This window comes from Pseudoduganella sp. R-34 (genome assembly GCF_049904655.1).
GTDB lineage: Bacteria > Pseudomonadota > Gammaproteobacteria > Burkholderiales > Burkholderiaceae_D > Rugamonas.
The window spans coordinates 3,648,513-3,663,264 of record NZ_CP184572.1 but is presented as its reverse complement, the minus strand read 5'-3'; the positions used below and the strand labels follow the sequence as shown (position 1 = coordinate 3,663,264).

Below are 14,752 nucleotides of genomic sequence, written 5' to 3'. Positions count from 1 at the left end.
TCAGTCCCTCCCCTCGCGCAAGCGGACCGTAATACCGGCCTCATCTTGCGGCGAGAAAAAGAAGGGGTAGAAGGAACGTTCGTTAGGCACCGATTCCATGCGCCCGCCATAGAGCCGTATCTGCTCCGCCATGTGCGCCAGGTCCAGCCGCAGCAGCACCGCCGGCGCGCCGACCCGGCTGCAGTGCCGCTCCGGCGCCGCATCGCGGAAACCCAGCATGCGCTTGTAGAACCTGACATGGCGCGGGTTGACTTCGATCACATAATCCGTGCAACCGTGCAGGTTGTGCGCGTACACATAGGAGATGTGGATCAGCGCTGCAAACACGCGCATATTGACATTGCGGTCGATGGCCAGCCGCGCCGGTTCGCACAGGCGTCGTCCCTGCTCCCGCAGTGCGGACAGGATGTCGCCAAAGTTTTCATCGGCCGGCAGGCCAATGTCGGGGTCGTCAAGGCACAGCGACATGGTGCCAACCGTATCACCCTGGCTATCGGCCGCCAGGGTGATACGGTTGGGTTGGTGGGGGGCGTTGGGATCCACTTCATAGCCGCGCCAGCCATACATCTTTTGCAGCAGCACACTGGCCGCTTCGCGTTTGCCGGCCGAATTGGCCAGCCGGATATGGAAAAGCTGCTGGTCGATCGCGTGCAACGGCTGCTCGCCGCCAGCGTTCTCGTCAATCAACAGGGAAACAATGGTGTCGTCGTCCACGGTGCGTCCTCCTATCGGTATAGGGCTTGGATGCTCGGGCTGGCCCAAGGTTCCGCACGCGTCGGATTTCTTTTCACGGGCCGCGGCCAACGGGGCGCCACGGCATGGCACGGATGCTGCTCATACGACCATGCCGGCAAACCTGCCGCAATCCAATCGGGAGATCCACGCTATGACTACCTTGCGCAAGTCTTTACTGGCAACTGCCGCCTTGCTGGCGGCCAGCCTTGCCAGCGTACCGGTCCAGGCCTCCACCTTTGCCTCGGCCATCCTCGACATCAACAACTTCAGGCTGCTCCACTCCAACGGCACCGCCTACAGCACGACCGACTTCACGATCTTGCAGGGTACCAACGATGCCCACGCAACTGCTTCGCTGAACGGCGTCTTCGCGAACGGAACCTCGTCGATCCCGATCCTGCTTGGTGTCCCGAACGTGCCGCATCAATGCATGGGCGCCCCCTGCGGGGGGCTGGGCGAAAACAACTTCACCCCGCTGCCCAGCCCGCCGCCAGTGCCAGGCACTTTCGGCTATGCCGACCAGGACCTGACCGGCGCCTCCATTACCATCGGCGCAGCGCCGGCCGGGGCACACGCCCGCACGCGGGCCGATGCCTCGACCGCCCTGAACGCCATCGCATCGGGCAATTCCGACGTCGGTACCTCGACCACCTTCCAGTTCACGCTGGGAGCAGCCGACACCATGACTGTGTCGTTCGACGCAACCGCCTTCACCCAGGCTTATGTGTCGCCCGGATCGGGACCGGACGCCAATGCCAATGCACGGCTGTCGTGGTCCATCAACATCATCGACCTGACCACCCAGGGCCGGATCTTCGACTTCGCGCCAGACGACCTGAACGCATTCAGTGTACGCAGCCGCACGGATGGCAGCCCTGGCATCCTTACGTACACCTTTGCGACCCTGCCCGGGGTGCCGCTCACCAAGGTGTCGCCTTTGCTGACAGCCGGCACCAGTTACCAGATCACGATCCAGCACAACACTCTGGCCAACGCCCTGCAACAGGAGTTGCCGGAGCCGGATTCGCTGGCCGTGCTCGCTGCAGGCATGCTGGCGATGTCGGTTGCGCTGCGCCGCCGCAAATCCTGAGCACTTCTTGACAGGCCTCAACGTTCGGGCGGGTTCGCCAGCCAGGCTGGAATCCCGCCCATATAATCCAGAGGACCGAGGCGTATCACCAGGGAGCGCAGCATGGAGCATCTCTTCAGCCAATTGCTGTCCGGCCTGAAAGGCATCTGGAAGCACCGCTGGGCGGGATTCAGCATCGCCTGGGTGATTGTGCTGATAGGCTGGGCCAAGGTCTACTCCCTGCCCAACGAGTACCAGAGCACGGCCCGCGTGTTCGTCGATACCCAAAGCATCCTGAAGCCGCTGATGGTGGGCATGACCAGCATGCCCAACGTCGAGCAGCAAGTCGCCATCATGAGCCGGACTTTGCTAAGCCGGCCGAATATCGATCGGGTATTGCGCATGGTGGACCTGGACGTGCGCTCGGTGTCCGCACGCGACCACGATGCGATGGTCGACGATATGCTGAAGCGGATTCACATCAACGGCACCGGCACCTACGATATCTACACCATCGGCTACACCCACTCCGACCCGCGCCAGGTGCGCGACGTGGTGCAGGCCTTGCTGTCGATCTTCGTGGAAGGCAGTTTCAAGGGAAAGAAAGGCGATTCCGAGAAGGCGGTCCAGTTCATCGACGAACAGATCAAGAATTACGAAGACCGCCTGCTCACGGCGGAGAACGCCGTCAAGGAATTCCGTCTCAAACACAACTACCTGCTGCCGCGCGAAGGCCAGGATTATGGCGGCAAGCTGCTGACCGCGAACGACGCATTGGCCAGCGCCCAGCTGGAGCTGGCCGAGGCCGAACAGGCGCGCAAGGCCATTGAAGCCCAATTCGGCGGCGACGAGCCGCTGCTTGCGGGCGTCGGCACGCCGGGCGAGGTATCCGAGCTCGACTCGCGCATCAGCGCCTTGAACAAGAGCCTCGATGCCCTGCGCATGCAATACACCGACCTGCATCCCGATGTCGTGGCAGCCCTGCGCCTGATCGCCCAGCTTGAAGAGAAACGGCGCGAAGAGCGCCAGAAGCAGGCTGACCCCGGCGACACAGCGCGCCAGTACAACCCCTTGTTCCAGCAAATGAAGGTGGCTTTGGCGGAATCGGAAGCGCGGGTGGCCGCATTACGGGCGCGTGTCGAGGCCATGCAACAGCGCCAGGCGCAGCTCCAGGAGCAGCGCAATGCCGTGCCCGAACTCGAGTCCCAGCTCGGCCAACTGACACGCGACTACCAGGTGAACAAGGAAAATTACGAGAAGCTCGTTGCGCGCCGCGAGGCAGCCAAGCTGTCGGGGGAATTGACAACCACCACAGAAATGATGAGTTTCAAGATCATCGATCCGCCAACCATGCCCCAGCGCCCCATCGGCCCCAACCGCGCCCTGTATTACAGCGCAGTGCTGGCCGCCGGCCTCATCGGTGGCGCAGCGGCAGCGCTCGGGCTGTCCGAACTGCGCCCCACGTTCCTGAGTCCGGCCGATTTGCGCGCGGCGACCGGCTTGCGGGTGCTCGGTACCATTGGCATGAACTGGACCGATGAAGAGAAGCGCCGGCATGCGCGCGACCGCCTGGGTTTCAGCGCCGGCGGCGCCTGCCTGTTGCTTGGCTATAGCGGCGTGATGGTGTTCACCCTGTTCTACCAATAGATGGAGGCCCCATGCAATTACCGCCCAACCTGCTGGAACTTGCACCGCCGACCGAACTCGGTTACGCCGACATCAACCTGGTCCGGATGCGGCAGCGCGGAATGGTGACGCATGAGAGCGGCCGCACTTCCGTCGCCGAGGACTTTCGGATCGTCAAGCGCCACTTGCTCAATGACGCGCGCTCCGGCGGCGCCAACGCCATCCCGCACGGCAACCTGATCGTCGTCACCAGCGCCCTGCCGGGAGAAGGAAAGACCTATTGCGCGGTCAACCTGGCAATGAGCATTTCCATGGAAAAGGATGCACGCGCGCTGCTGGTGGACGCCGACGTGGCGCGCCCGTCGGTACTGAAAGTGCTGGGTTTGCAGGCTGAACGGGGCCTGATGAATGTGCTGCTCGATGGCAGCGTGGAATTGTCCGACGTGATCATGCGCACCAATGTTCCGTCGCTGACCTTGCTGCCTTCCGGTCCCGCCAGCCGCCACGCGACAGAACTCCTTGCCAGCCATAATATGAGCCGCCTGCTGGAAGAGCTCGCCAGTCGCTACCCGGATCGCATCATCGTTTTCGATTCGCCGCCCTTGCTGCTGACTACCGAGGCCAGTGTGCTCGTCTCCCAAATGGGACAGGTTGTCATGGTGGTGGAAGCCGAGACCACGACCCAGTCCGCCGTGCAGGCAGCCCTACAGCGCATCGAGCATTGCCGGCACGTGAACCTGGTCTACAACAAGTCGCGCGCCTTCCCCGGCGCCCAATACTACGGGTACTACGAATGATAGATGCCGCTGCCATCGGGCTACTGCTCATGTGCGCCTACATCCTGCACAAGGTGCGGAATATGCACTTGCTGGTGCACGCGATGAAGGATGATTCGCGGCAGGAACATGCGTCGCTATTCAGGCAGCTCGAAGCCTTGCAGGGGCTCTACATCAGCCTGGGGCTGCAGCGTGCCTTGCCCCTGACGCGGGGTTGGGCCGCATCGCCGGATTTTCTCCAGGAACTGGCAGCCCATGCCCTCGATGAGAAGCCGCGATGCGTCGTCGAATGCAGCAGCGGGACTTCGACCCTCGTGTTGGCCCGATGCATGCAAATCAACGGCGCCGGCAAGGTGTACAGCCTCGAACACGATCCCGCCTATGCCCGGCGCACGCGGCGACAGTTGGAACTGCACGGCCTGGCGGACTGGGCAACGGTCATCGACGCGCCACTGCTGACGCAAACGTTCGGCGGCCGCCAGCAGCCCTGGTACGACTGTAGCGGCTTGTCGACCGGGCAAGCGATCGAGATGGTCGTGATCGATGGCCCGCCGCAGGCGACAAGCGACGCCGCGCGCTATCCCGCCGGTCCCATCCTGTTCCCGCGCATGGCTCCGGGTGCCGCGATCTTCCTTGACGACGCAATGCGTCCGGGCGAGCGTACGGCCCTGCAACGCTGGGCAGCCGAATTCCCGGAGCTTGAAATCAGCTCGCTGCCTTGTGAAAAGGGCGCCGCCATGCTGCGCTACAAGCCTAAAGCTTGAAGGTCAGGCGGCCTTGGCCGGTACCAATTCCCGATAGCAGGCAGCGACCTGCGTGGCGACTCGCTGCCACGTAAACTGCTCCACCATCGACTGGACGCCGGTGCGCTCCGGCGGCCGGGAAGCCAGTGCGATGATTGCTTCGCGCTGCCCGGCTTGGTCATTCCAGGCGACCTTGCGCAGCATTGCATCTGAACCATCCAGTTGCAGCGCGCTGTCTTGCGTCATGACCACAGGGGTTCCGGCAGCCAAGGCTTCAAGCACCGACAAGGGAAAGATCTCGCCCTGGCTGGGCAGCGCCACTACCGAGGCCGCTGCATAGGCACTGGCCAGGAGCGGGTCTTCATGATTGAGCGCCCCAAGCCAACGCGCCCAGGGTGATTTCAGCACCCTTTGCAAGTAATCATGCTCTTCGCGCGCGACGGGACCAATCATTACCAAAGGCAGCTCGCTGCCCTCCAGCGCCTGCGCCAGGCCAAGTTGATTCTTGTATGACGAAACGGTGCCCACCGTGAGCACGAAGGGACCGACTATCCCGGTACGGTGACGGAACAGCTCGCCTTTCGCCGTGAAGAACTGGCGGCTGATCCCATTGGGAAAGACGCGGATCTTGGAGCGCTCCGTCAGGAAGCCGCTGATGATTGCTTCCCGCTCCGCCTCGCCAAGCGCAATCACCAGGTCGGCTAGCTGCAGGGCGCGCTTTGTCTGGGCATAGCTTGTCTGGAGATTGTAGGAACAGATGCGCCCGGCCAGCCGGTCCGCCACCCGCGCGCGAAAACCCGCATTGCGGTTCCAGGTGGGAGACACCAGCGGTGACAGCACGACAGGCAGGCCCAGTTCGACCGCCGATTCCACCACGCGGAAGTTGCCGTTAAAGGCAGAGAAAACGTGGATCAGGTCAAAGTCGGCCAGCCTCTGGCGCGCAGGGTCGACCAGTTCGGCCGACATCGAAGCATCAAGGTGATTTAGCGCCGCTATGGTTTCACGCACCTGTACCTGCAGGCCCCCTTCGCGCTGGAACAACATGGGATACGACAGTATTCCAATTCGCATAGCGCCCTCCCCTCATTGTTGCCAGCCGGCGCGGCGCAGCAAGCCCGCCAATGGGTGCTGCTGGAGCCAGATTGCGAGCCCCCATCCAAGCGCTCCGCTGCCGGCGCCCGCCATCAAATGCAGTACACCCGGCGCTTCATTGCGGGCCATCGCCAGCACCAGCATGGCCGGGGCGATGGCAGCAAGGGTAGCCATGGCGCTCTTGCGCAGCGCCCGGAGCAGGTTTGCCGGCTGCAGGCCGAACAACTTCTGCAAGCACCGCAACACCAGCCAGCTGCGCAAAGCCAGGCTGAAAGCGATTGCTGCCGCCAGCCATTCCAGGCCCGCCAGGCCCGCCGGAAGCAGCATCGACAAGCGCCCGAGTACAGCGATCGCGTCTATCCTCGCCTGCTCGCCGATATGGCCGGTGGCGAGCAACAGGTAGCGCCCCATATTGAACATGCTATACAGCGCGGCAGCACCGCACATGATCCGGATCAAAGGTACGCAGGCTTGCCACTGATGTCCGTACAGCAACGCCACAATTGGTTCAGCGTATAGGCCGGCGAACAGGAAGAAGGGCCAGGACAAGGCCGTAATGCAGGCGGCAGCCGACACATAGGCCTGCAGGGCATCGCCTCCCTCGCGGGCATGCCGCGCGAATAGCGGAAAGATCACTGGCGAGACAGCGCTGGTAACGGCCTGGTTGAAGAGGGACAGCACAGACTGCGCTTTGCCCAGCAGCGCGACCTGCTCCGCGCCAAGCAGCTTGCCGGCGATCAGGTCCGGTGCTACCACGCCGATCTCGTCGATCGCATTTCCGGCAACGGCCAGCCCGCCGGGCCGCACGAGCGCACGAATCCCCTGCAGCCCCGGGCGCCACGCCATGCCTGCAGGTTGCCGGGTGAGCGCGACGAGGAAGGCTGCGAAGGTCGCGGCAAAGCTTCCCCAGGCCAGCGCACACGGCCCCAATCCGCCTGCCGCCAACGCAATGGTGGCAGCGAACTGGGTCGAGCAGTAGCTGGCCGATACCATCAAAAGCGCGCTTGCGTGCATTTCACGGCGCAGCATCGCGGTTATCTGCGACGAGAATGGGACCAGTACGAAATTCAGCGCCAGGATGCGCAGCACCTGTGCCAGATCCGGCTGCCGATAGAACACTCCCAACGGCTCTGCCAGGCCAGCCAGCAGCACAGCCAGGCTCCATCCCATCGCCACGGAAATGGACAGCAGAGCGCGCTGTTCCGCGGTCGACAGTTCGCGCCGCGCGACCAGCAACTGCCCGGTCCCCAGGTCGCGGAACACCTGCGCCAGCCCGGTCAGCACCGCAGCGATCGAATAGACGCCGATCTCGGACGGCGACAGGAGCCGGGCGAGGATGATGGAAGATGCCAGGGCCAGGGCGGCCTGCAGGTACTTCTCGGCAAAGCCAAAGGCAAAGTTGCGGGCGACTCCACGCATCTCACGCCAGCCCGTCGTAGAAAGCCTCCACCTGTGCGCTGATCACCGGCACTGCATAGCGCGCTTCCACCTCGACCCTGCCCTGGCGGCCCATCTCGGTGCGGCGCACGGGGTCGTCGAGCAGGGCGCCGATCGTCGCGACCGCATTGTCAATATCGCCCGGAGTAAGCAGCAGCCCGCCTGCGCTGCCTTCGAGGATATCTTCGCTGCCGGGGACCCGCGTGGCCAGCGCTGGCACCCCGCATGCCATCGCCTCGATCGTCGCAATGCCGAAACCTTCTCGCCGGCTGACCAGCAGGTGCAGGTCCATGGCTGGAATGATCGACTCGACCTGGGCCTGGAAGCCGGTGAAGATGACGCGCCGCGTCAGGCGCTGGCGGCGCACCATGTCCCGCAATGACGATTCCAGCGGGCCGGTCCCCACCAAGAGGAGTTTCAGACGGGGCCGCACCCTGGCCAAATGAGCGAAGATCGCAAGCAACTCCTCCGGGCGCTTTTGCGCCGACAGGCGGCCTACGCTGCCTATCACTTCGTCATTGTCAGCGATTCCCCATTGGCGACGCGCAGCAGACCGCCGCCGGGGCGAAGCCTGGAAGCGGCGCAGGTCCACGCAGTTCGGAATGACGGCCAGCCGCACGTCGGCAGGCAACCATTCCCGGTACAGGGACAGGAAGTGTTTCATCGCGGAGCCTGAAACTGCGTACACACCCTTCACGCCTGCCATTGCCCGCTGCAGCAGGCTGCGCTGCCACCCATTGAATTCGGTGTGAGGAAACGCATTGTGCACGCTGATCACGGCCGGCACCCCGCAATGCTGTGCCAGCCACAAGGCGCTGGCCCCGTATGTCGTCCAGCAGAACGCCACGTGCACCAGGTCGGGACGCAGCTTGCGCAATGCCGGCGCGCTGAAAGCCATGGCCCGCAAGCGGTTCAGGCGCCGCCACGACCACTCCTCCAGCATGGGCGGCACGTTCAAGTCGGCGATTTCGACGCATTCATCCTGCGCAGACTGGCGCCAGCGCTCATCGCCGGCAAAGCGCGGTGGCGCCAATACGCAGTCGTAGCCAACGCCTTTCAGGAAGCGGGCCTCGTCGAGCATGCGCAGCTCCATGCCGCCCAGTTCGCCGGAAAAGCTGGTGAGCACTATGCGCCGGCTGGCCGGACGCCTGGTGGCAGCCGCCGCTTCGGCGATATAGCCGCCAAGGTAGGCCAGTTCCCAGCGCCGCTGGAATATGCGCTCCGGCTGGCGCAACACCATGGCTGCACCGAGCCCGCACAGTTCTTCCACATATTTGCGCAGCATCCAGCGCGGTGCGCCGAACAGTTCCGGGAACTGGCCGGGCCGGGTCAAACGGCAAGCGCCGCGGCCATAACGGCGGGCGCGCGCCATCACCCAGTCCGGTGTCAGCTGCACCGGGCGTATGTGGTGGGCAACGCGGGCCGCCGGACAGAACCAGGACTGGAAGCCGGCGCCTTCCAGCAGCCGGGTGAAACTGACTTCGCCGCCCATCGCGTACTCGCCCGCGGCCGGCCCGATCGATTCGTCAAAGCGATAGCCGTGGCGGAATACTTCGCCGCGCACCGCCATGTTGGCGCCCCAGACCAGTCCGGGGTAGACAGGTCCCTCCGGCAGCATCGGGTCCGTCAGGCCGTACGTCAGGCCGCAAGGGACCAGCCGCAGCAGCCATTCCGGCGGCGCCACGCTCCAGTCGGGAACGATGCTGCCGCCGAAGATGGCGAAGCCCTGGCGCTCCGTTGCCGCGTCGGCGTAGCGTACAAGCCAGTCTCGGTCGGGAGTGGCGTCGTCGTCGGTGAAAACGAACAACCGTGTCTCTGGCCCCTTCATCGCCAAAGCCAGGCCGTGGTTCAGGGCAGCGTTCTTGCCGCGCCGCGGTTCGTAGGCATAGTGCAGCGGCAGCCGGCTGGTGTAGGACATCAACAGCTCGCGCGTGCCGTCGTCGCTGCCGTTGTCCACCACCAGCAGCCGCCACCCTTCCTCAGGGCTATGCAACTGCGTGTAGGCGTCGAGCACCTGCGGCAAGGTGCGCACGCCGTTGAACGTAGCCATCAGCACAGTAAGCATGATGATTCCTCCCTGGAGGTCCCAGTCTATGCAAGGCGCCGGCGCAGCTGCTTGCGCTAGCTCAAAGAGCCCGCGCGAAGCTTTGCTGTAATGACTTTATGTTCACGCGCTTCCTGCACACTGTTTCGGAACTCGGCGCCGGCAATGCGGCCTGGTATGCCGCCGCGCGGGCCTTGCAATTGTTCGGCCTGCATATGTGGCGCTACCATTTTGTCGCGCAGCGCGTGCCATCGAGCGCCATGCGCAGTGCCCCCGGCAGGCTGCTGATGTCTCCCATCGCCAGCCTGGCCGACTTGCCGGCGGAGTATCCCAGGCCGCGTGAAGTCGTGGCGGCGCGATTCCGCCAGGGCGGCTGCAGCATCGCGGCCTGGAAAGGATGCGAGCTCGCCGCAATCCTGTGGTACCAGTTCGGCGCTTACGAAGAAGACGAAGTCCGCGCCCGCTACTGCCTGCCATCGCCGCATTCTTGCTGGGACTATGATGTGTTCGTGCAGCCGCATATGCGCCTTGGTACGGCATTCTGCCGGATCTGGGATGAGGCACACCGCTGCATGCATGCACGCGGGATCCAGTGGACATGCAGCCGGATTTCGGCTTTCAATCCGGGGTCGCTGCGAGCCCATCATCGCATCGGCGCGGTCCACCTTGGCAGCGCGACGTTCATTGCGCTGGGGCGCTGGCAACTGATGTTCGCCAACCGCCCTCCTTACGTTCACTTGTCCGCCAGCCCCAGGTCGCGGCCGCAACTCGTCTTCGACACGCGCTCGCTCGAACACGGAGAATCGCAATGCCAGCCTACCTGATCCTGCTCGCCGCCCTCACGGCCGACTGCCCGCCCTACAGCAAGGGCGCAACCGGCGGCGATTACTACGACGCCGAGGATGCCAAAGGCCTGGCCGTGGTCGAGACCTTCCATTTCGGCCCGCAGGTGGAAGCGCTGCAGCGCGGGATGTCCGGCACCTTGGGCGGCGATATCGGCTACACGCTGGAACACTTTCCCAACCATCCCCGCGCCCTGTCGGCAATGGCGCGCCTTGCATTGCGCACAAAGCAGGCGCAAGCGCCGGGGGCACACCACACAGTGGAGTGCTACTTCCAGCGCGCCATCGCGTTCGCGCCCAAAGATGGCGCAACACGCGCCCTGTTCGGCGCCTATCTGCTGTCCTTGCGGCGCGATGCCGATGCGATAGAGCATTTGCAGGCGGCGCTGCAGGCACAGCCAGGCAATGCCGCCGCCTGGTACAACCTGGGCCTGGCCCGGGTAAGGCAGAAAGACTGGCCGGCGGCACTGGATGCGGCACACAAGGCATATGGCCTTGGATTCCCGCTCCCCGGCCTGCGGCAGCAATTGAAGGCTGCGCGCGAATGGCGCGAAGCTGATTCACTTGATCCCGTGGTGGCTCATTAAGTCGTACAGCGTGGGCCGGCTCACGCCCAGCAGTTCGGAGGCGCGCGCAATATTGCCGCCGGTCCTGGCCAGGGCCTTGACCATCACCCGGTATTCCGCAGCATCGCGCGCATCGCGCAGGTCGATGTTCTCGGCCTGCGGGGCGCCGGGCGGCAGGCCCAGGTCTTCCAGCGTGATATGCGGGCCTTCGCTCATGATGGCGGCACGCTTGATGCAGTTCTCCATCTCGCGCACGTTGCCCGGCCAGCCATAGGCTTCAATCGCGGCCAGCGCATCCGGATGGAATGGCAGCGGCGGGCGTCCTTCAGCCTGCAGGAAACGATGCCGGAAGTGTTGCGCCAGCAGGACTGCATCGCCAATCCGTTCGCGCAGCGGCGGCACCACCAGCACGATTTCACTCAGCCGGTAGAACAAGTCTTCCCTGAAACGTCCCTCATCCACCATCGCCTTCAGGTTGCGATGCGTGGCACAGACGATGCGCACGTCGACCGCGATCTCGCTGCGGCCGCCCAGGCGTTCGATCACGCGCTCCTGCAGGAAGCGCAGCATCTTCGCCTGCAGCGGCAACGCCATGTCGCCAATTTCGTCGAGGAAGAAGGTGCCGCCGGCGGCCAGTTCGATCTTGCCTAGCGTCTGCCGCTCGGCACCGGTGAAGGCACCCTTCTCATAGCCAAACAATTCGCTCTCCAGCAGATGCTCCGGAATTGCCGCGCAATTGATTGCCACCATGCGCCGGTCGTGCCGCGCGCTCAGCTGGTGCAGGCCGCGGGCCAGCACTTCCTTGCCGCAGCCAGACGCCCCCATCAGCATCACGGTGGCGGAGCTTGGCGCGACTTTTTCTATGCTCCGGCATACGCGCAACATGCCGGGGTCGCGGGTAACCAGGCCAGCCAGCGGCGAATCAGCCTCGGTCTGCAGCATGCGCCGGTTCTCCTGCTGCACGGTGTGCAGGAAGAAGGCGCGTTCCGCCATCAGGCGCAGCATCTCGCCATCCAGTGGCTTCTGGTGGAAATCGTAGGCGCCAAGCGCCATCGCTTTCAGCACGTTTTCGCGGTCCTGGTTGCCGGACAGGACAATCACCTTGGTATCGCCAGCAATTGCCAGCATCTGTTGCAGCAAGAGCAAGCCTTCGCTTGCGCAATCGGGTTCCGGCGGCAGGCCGAGGTCCATGGTCACCACCGCCGGCTGGTGCCGGCGCAACTGGCCAAGGGCGGCGTCGCGGTTCCCCGCAAACACCACCTCGTACGCGTCCAGGGCCCAGCGCAACTGCTTTTGCAGGCCCAGGTCATCCTCCACCACGAGCAGCTTTTTCTTGGTCATGAGCCCATGATGCAGCATGCCGGCGGTGGGGCTTTTGAGGCAGCGCAACGGCAAATAGTTTATATTGTTGCTTATTACGCGAAAAAACAGCCCGAAACACCATGAAATTCGATGTCGTGATCGTCGGCAGCGGCCTGGCCGGCCTCTCTGTTGCACTCCACCTGGCGGAAAGCCGCAAAGTAGCCATCATCTCCAAACGCGCCTTGCTCGACGGCGCAAGCAACTGGGCCCAGGGCGGTATCGCCGCGGTGCTCGATTCCGGCGACAGCCACGAGCAGCATATTGCCGATACCCTGGTTGCCGGCGGCGGCTTATGTGACGAAGGGGCCACCCGTTTCATCGTTGAACACGGACGCGAAGCCATCGAGTGGCTGATTGACCTCGGCGTTCCGTTCACTCGCGACGAAAGCGCGGAACTGGGCTTCCACCTGACCCGCGAAGGCGGCCATAGCCAGCGCCGCATCATCCATGCGGCCGACGCAACCGGCCACGCGGTGCAGGTGACGCTGGAAGAGAAAGTCCGGGCGCATCCGAACATCAGCCTGTTCGAGCAGCACTGCGCGATCGACCTGATCACCACGGACAAGCTGGGCCCGCGCCCCGCCAATTCGCAGCCCCGCTGCCACGGCCTGTATGTCCAGGATGTGACAACCGGCCAGGTGCACACCGTCACGGCCGAACACACGGTGATGGCGACCGGCGGCGCAGGCAAGGTCTACCTGTACACCACCAATCCCGATACCGCCAGCGGCGACGGCATTGCCATGGCCTGGCGCGCGGGTTGCCGCGTGTCGAACATGGAGTTCATCCAGTTCCACCCGACCTGCCTGTACCATCCCTACGCCAAGTCTTTCCTGATCACGGAAGCGATCCGCGGCGAAGGCGGCCTGCTCAAGCTGCCGCCGGAAGCCGGCGCCGCCGCCGGGCAGCGTTTCATGCTGGCGCACGATGAACGGGCCGAACTGGCGCCGCGCGACGTGGTTGCGCGGGCGATCGACTTCGAGATCAAGAAGCGCGGCCTGGACTACGTCCATCTCGACATCAGCCACAAGCCTGCCGACTTCCTGATCGAGCACTTCCCGACCATCCATGCACGCTGCCTGGAACTGGGCATCGACATCACCAAGGAGCCGATCCCTATCGTGCCGGCGGCGCACTACACCTGCGGCGGCGTGGTGACCGACCTGTTTGGCCGCACTGACTTGCCTGGCCTGTACGCCGTGGGCGAAACCGCCTGCACCGGCCTGCATGGCGCCAACCGCCTGGCCAGCAATTCCCTGCTCGAGTGCGTTGTGATCGGGCGCGCCTGCGCCCAGGACATCCTGGCCCAGGACAAGGAAAGCACGCCCTACCTGCCGGATTGGGATGAAAGCCGCGTCACCGACGCGGACGAGGAAGTGGTCATCGCCCACAACTGGGACGAATTGCGCCGCTTCATGTGGAACTATGTGGGCATCGTTCGCACCACCAAGCGCCTTGAGCGCGCCCAGCACCGCATCGCCCTGCTGAAGGAAGAAATCGACGAGTACTACCGCCATTTCCGCATCACGAGCGACCTGCTGGAGCTGCGCAACCTGGTGGAAGTTGCCTCGCTGATCGTCAACAGTGCGCTGCAGCGGCGCGAGAGCCGCGGCCTGCATTTCAGCCGCGATTACCCGGCTACGCTGCCCAAAGCCTTGCCGACCGTGCTCACGCCGGAGCGCCGCTAAGGCACGTTCACCTCGTGCCGCAAGCCCAGGCGCTTCAACTCCCCGCTTTCGACCAGGCGCTGGAATTCGGCATCGAATTCCTTGCGCAGCGCGTCGGCTGCGGGGCGCTTGGGAAATGCGAAGTACCCATCCTGCACCTCGATCACCCGTGGCAGCATGGCCAACTGGCCTGACAGCCCCAGCCGGCCCAGCACCGGTTCGGTGTTGCGGCGGTTACTGGCAAACATTTGCGCATGCTGCGCCGCCAGCATTTTCAGCCCGCTGTCGACACTGTTCACAATATCCAGCCGCAGCTGCGGCCTTGCCTTGTCGAAGGCAGGCCCATAGGACCAGCCGTTGACGATGGCGATGCGCTGTTCTGACAGGGACGCGTAGTCGCCGCTCCAATCCTGCAGCGCCCCTTTACGGACGTAGAACACCATCTGGTCCTGGTAGAACGGCAGTTTTGAGAACGACATCAGCTGTTGGCGCTCGAAAGTCTTGTAAGGGCCAACCAGGATATCGGCCTTGCCTTGCGCGACCAGGGCCTGGGCGCGTGCCCACGGATAGAGTTCGAAGATGGCCCGATGTCCCAGGCGCTCGGCGATAAGGCGCACAATTTCGGGGCCCAGGCCAACAATCTCACCCTCCTGGCCGCGTTCATAGACGCGTTCGAAATGGGTACCGATCACCAGCAGGTCGCGGGCCGCCGCCGGCAGGCAGCAAAGCAAGGCGAAGATAGCAGCAGCGAATTTGCGCATGATTTCTCCCTCGGTGCCACCCTATGATAGCA

The 14,752-nt window shown here is 64.0% G+C and carries 13 protein-coding genes; 7 read left to right on the top strand and 6 right to left on the bottom strand.

Features of this window, described 5'->3' with window-relative positions; genetic code table 11:
* Positions 1-714, bottom strand: coding sequence for an N-acyl amino acid synthase FeeM domain-containing protein (locus tag ACN9MW_RS16790; protein WP_426161578.1), 714 nt, complete (start codon positions 712-714; stop codon positions 1-3).
* Between the two features lie 172 nt (positions 715-886).
* Between ACN9MW_RS16790 and ACN9MW_RS16785 the strand changes: the two genes are divergently transcribed.
* From ACN9MW_RS16785 to ACN9MW_RS16770, 4 genes are all read left to right on the top strand, one after another.
* Positions 887-1,825 (top strand): EDSAP-1 family PEP-CTERM protein, encoded by a 939-nt coding sequence (locus ACN9MW_RS16785; protein ID WP_426161577.1) that lies wholly within the window; start codon positions 887-889, stop codon positions 1,823-1,825.
* Positions 1,826-1,927: 102 nt separating this feature from the next.
* Positions 1,928-3,451: an XrtA system polysaccharide chain length determinant gene (locus tag ACN9MW_RS16780; RefSeq protein ID WP_426161576.1), complete on the top strand. Its 1,524-nt coding sequence runs from the start codon at positions 1,928-1,930 to the stop codon at positions 3,449-3,451.
* A gap of 11 nt (positions 3,452-3,462) precedes the next feature.
* On the top strand, positions 3,463-4,227 hold the full coding sequence (locus ACN9MW_RS16775) for an XrtA-associated tyrosine autokinase (RefSeq protein ID WP_426161575.1): 765 nt from the start codon (positions 3,463-3,465) through the stop codon (positions 4,225-4,227).
* The gene (locus ACN9MW_RS16770) at positions 4,224-4,970 is read left to right on the top strand and encodes a class I SAM-dependent methyltransferase (protein ID WP_426161574.1); all 747 of its coding nucleotides are present in this window, start codon (positions 4,224-4,226) and stop codon (positions 4,968-4,970) included. Before ACN9MW_RS16775 ends, ACN9MW_RS16770 begins: the two co-directional genes overlap by 4 nt.
* A gap of 3 nt (positions 4,971-4,973) precedes the next feature.
* Here ACN9MW_RS16770 and ACN9MW_RS16765 read toward each other — a convergent pair whose 3' ends face one another.
* The 3 genes from ACN9MW_RS16765 to ACN9MW_RS16755 are packed head-to-tail and all read right to left on the bottom strand — an operon-like array spanning position 4,974 to position 9,543.
* The gene (locus ACN9MW_RS16765; RefSeq protein ID WP_426161573.1) at positions 4,974-6,020 is read right to left on the bottom strand and encodes a glycosyltransferase family 4 protein; all 1,047 of its coding nucleotides are present in this window, start codon (positions 6,018-6,020) and stop codon (positions 4,974-4,976) included.
* 12 nt (positions 6,021-6,032) lie between these two features.
* The gene (locus tag ACN9MW_RS16760) at positions 6,033-7,460 is read right to left on the bottom strand and encodes an oligosaccharide flippase family protein (protein ID WP_426161572.1); all 1,428 of its coding nucleotides are present in this window, start codon (positions 7,458-7,460) and stop codon (positions 6,033-6,035) included.
* Position 7,461: 1 nt separating this feature from the next.
* Positions 7,462-9,543 (bottom strand): glycosyltransferase, encoded by a 2,082-nt coding sequence (locus ACN9MW_RS16755; protein ID WP_426161571.1) that lies wholly within the window; start codon positions 9,541-9,543, stop codon positions 7,462-7,464.
* 98 nt (positions 9,544-9,641) lie between these two features.
* Between ACN9MW_RS16755 and ACN9MW_RS16750 the strand changes: the two genes are divergently transcribed.
* Positions 9,642-10,346, top strand: coding sequence for a hypothetical protein (locus tag ACN9MW_RS16750; RefSeq protein ID WP_426161570.1), 705 nt, complete (start codon positions 9,642-9,644; stop codon positions 10,344-10,346).
* Complete coding sequence (locus ACN9MW_RS16745; RefSeq protein ID WP_426161569.1) at positions 10,331-10,951, top strand: ABC transporter permease; 621 nt, start codon at positions 10,331-10,333, stop codon at positions 10,949-10,951. Before ACN9MW_RS16750 ends, ACN9MW_RS16745 begins: the two co-directional genes overlap by 16 nt.
* Here the strand turns inward: ACN9MW_RS16745 and prsR are convergent.
* A complete protein-coding gene (prsR, locus tag ACN9MW_RS16740) occupies positions 10,925-12,271 on the bottom strand; it encodes a PEP-CTERM-box response regulator transcription factor (protein ID WP_426161568.1) in 1,347 nt (448 codons plus the stop codon). The two genes, ACN9MW_RS16745 and prsR, sit on opposite strands and share 27 nt — an antisense overlap.
* 101 nt (positions 12,272-12,372) lie before the next feature.
* On the opposite strand from prsR, the gene nadB reads away from it, so the two are divergent.
* The gene (nadB, locus tag ACN9MW_RS16735; protein WP_426161567.1) at positions 12,373-13,980 is read left to right on the top strand and encodes an L-aspartate oxidase; all 1,608 of its coding nucleotides are present in this window, start codon (positions 12,373-12,375) and stop codon (positions 13,978-13,980) included.
* Here the strand turns inward: nadB and ACN9MW_RS16730 are convergent.
* The gene (locus ACN9MW_RS16730) at positions 13,977-14,720 is read right to left on the bottom strand and encodes a substrate-binding periplasmic protein (protein ID WP_426161566.1); all 744 of its coding nucleotides are present in this window, start codon (positions 14,718-14,720) and stop codon (positions 13,977-13,979) included. The two genes, nadB and ACN9MW_RS16730, sit on opposite strands and share 4 nt — an antisense overlap.
* Between the last annotated feature and the right edge of the window lie 32 nt (positions 14,721-14,752).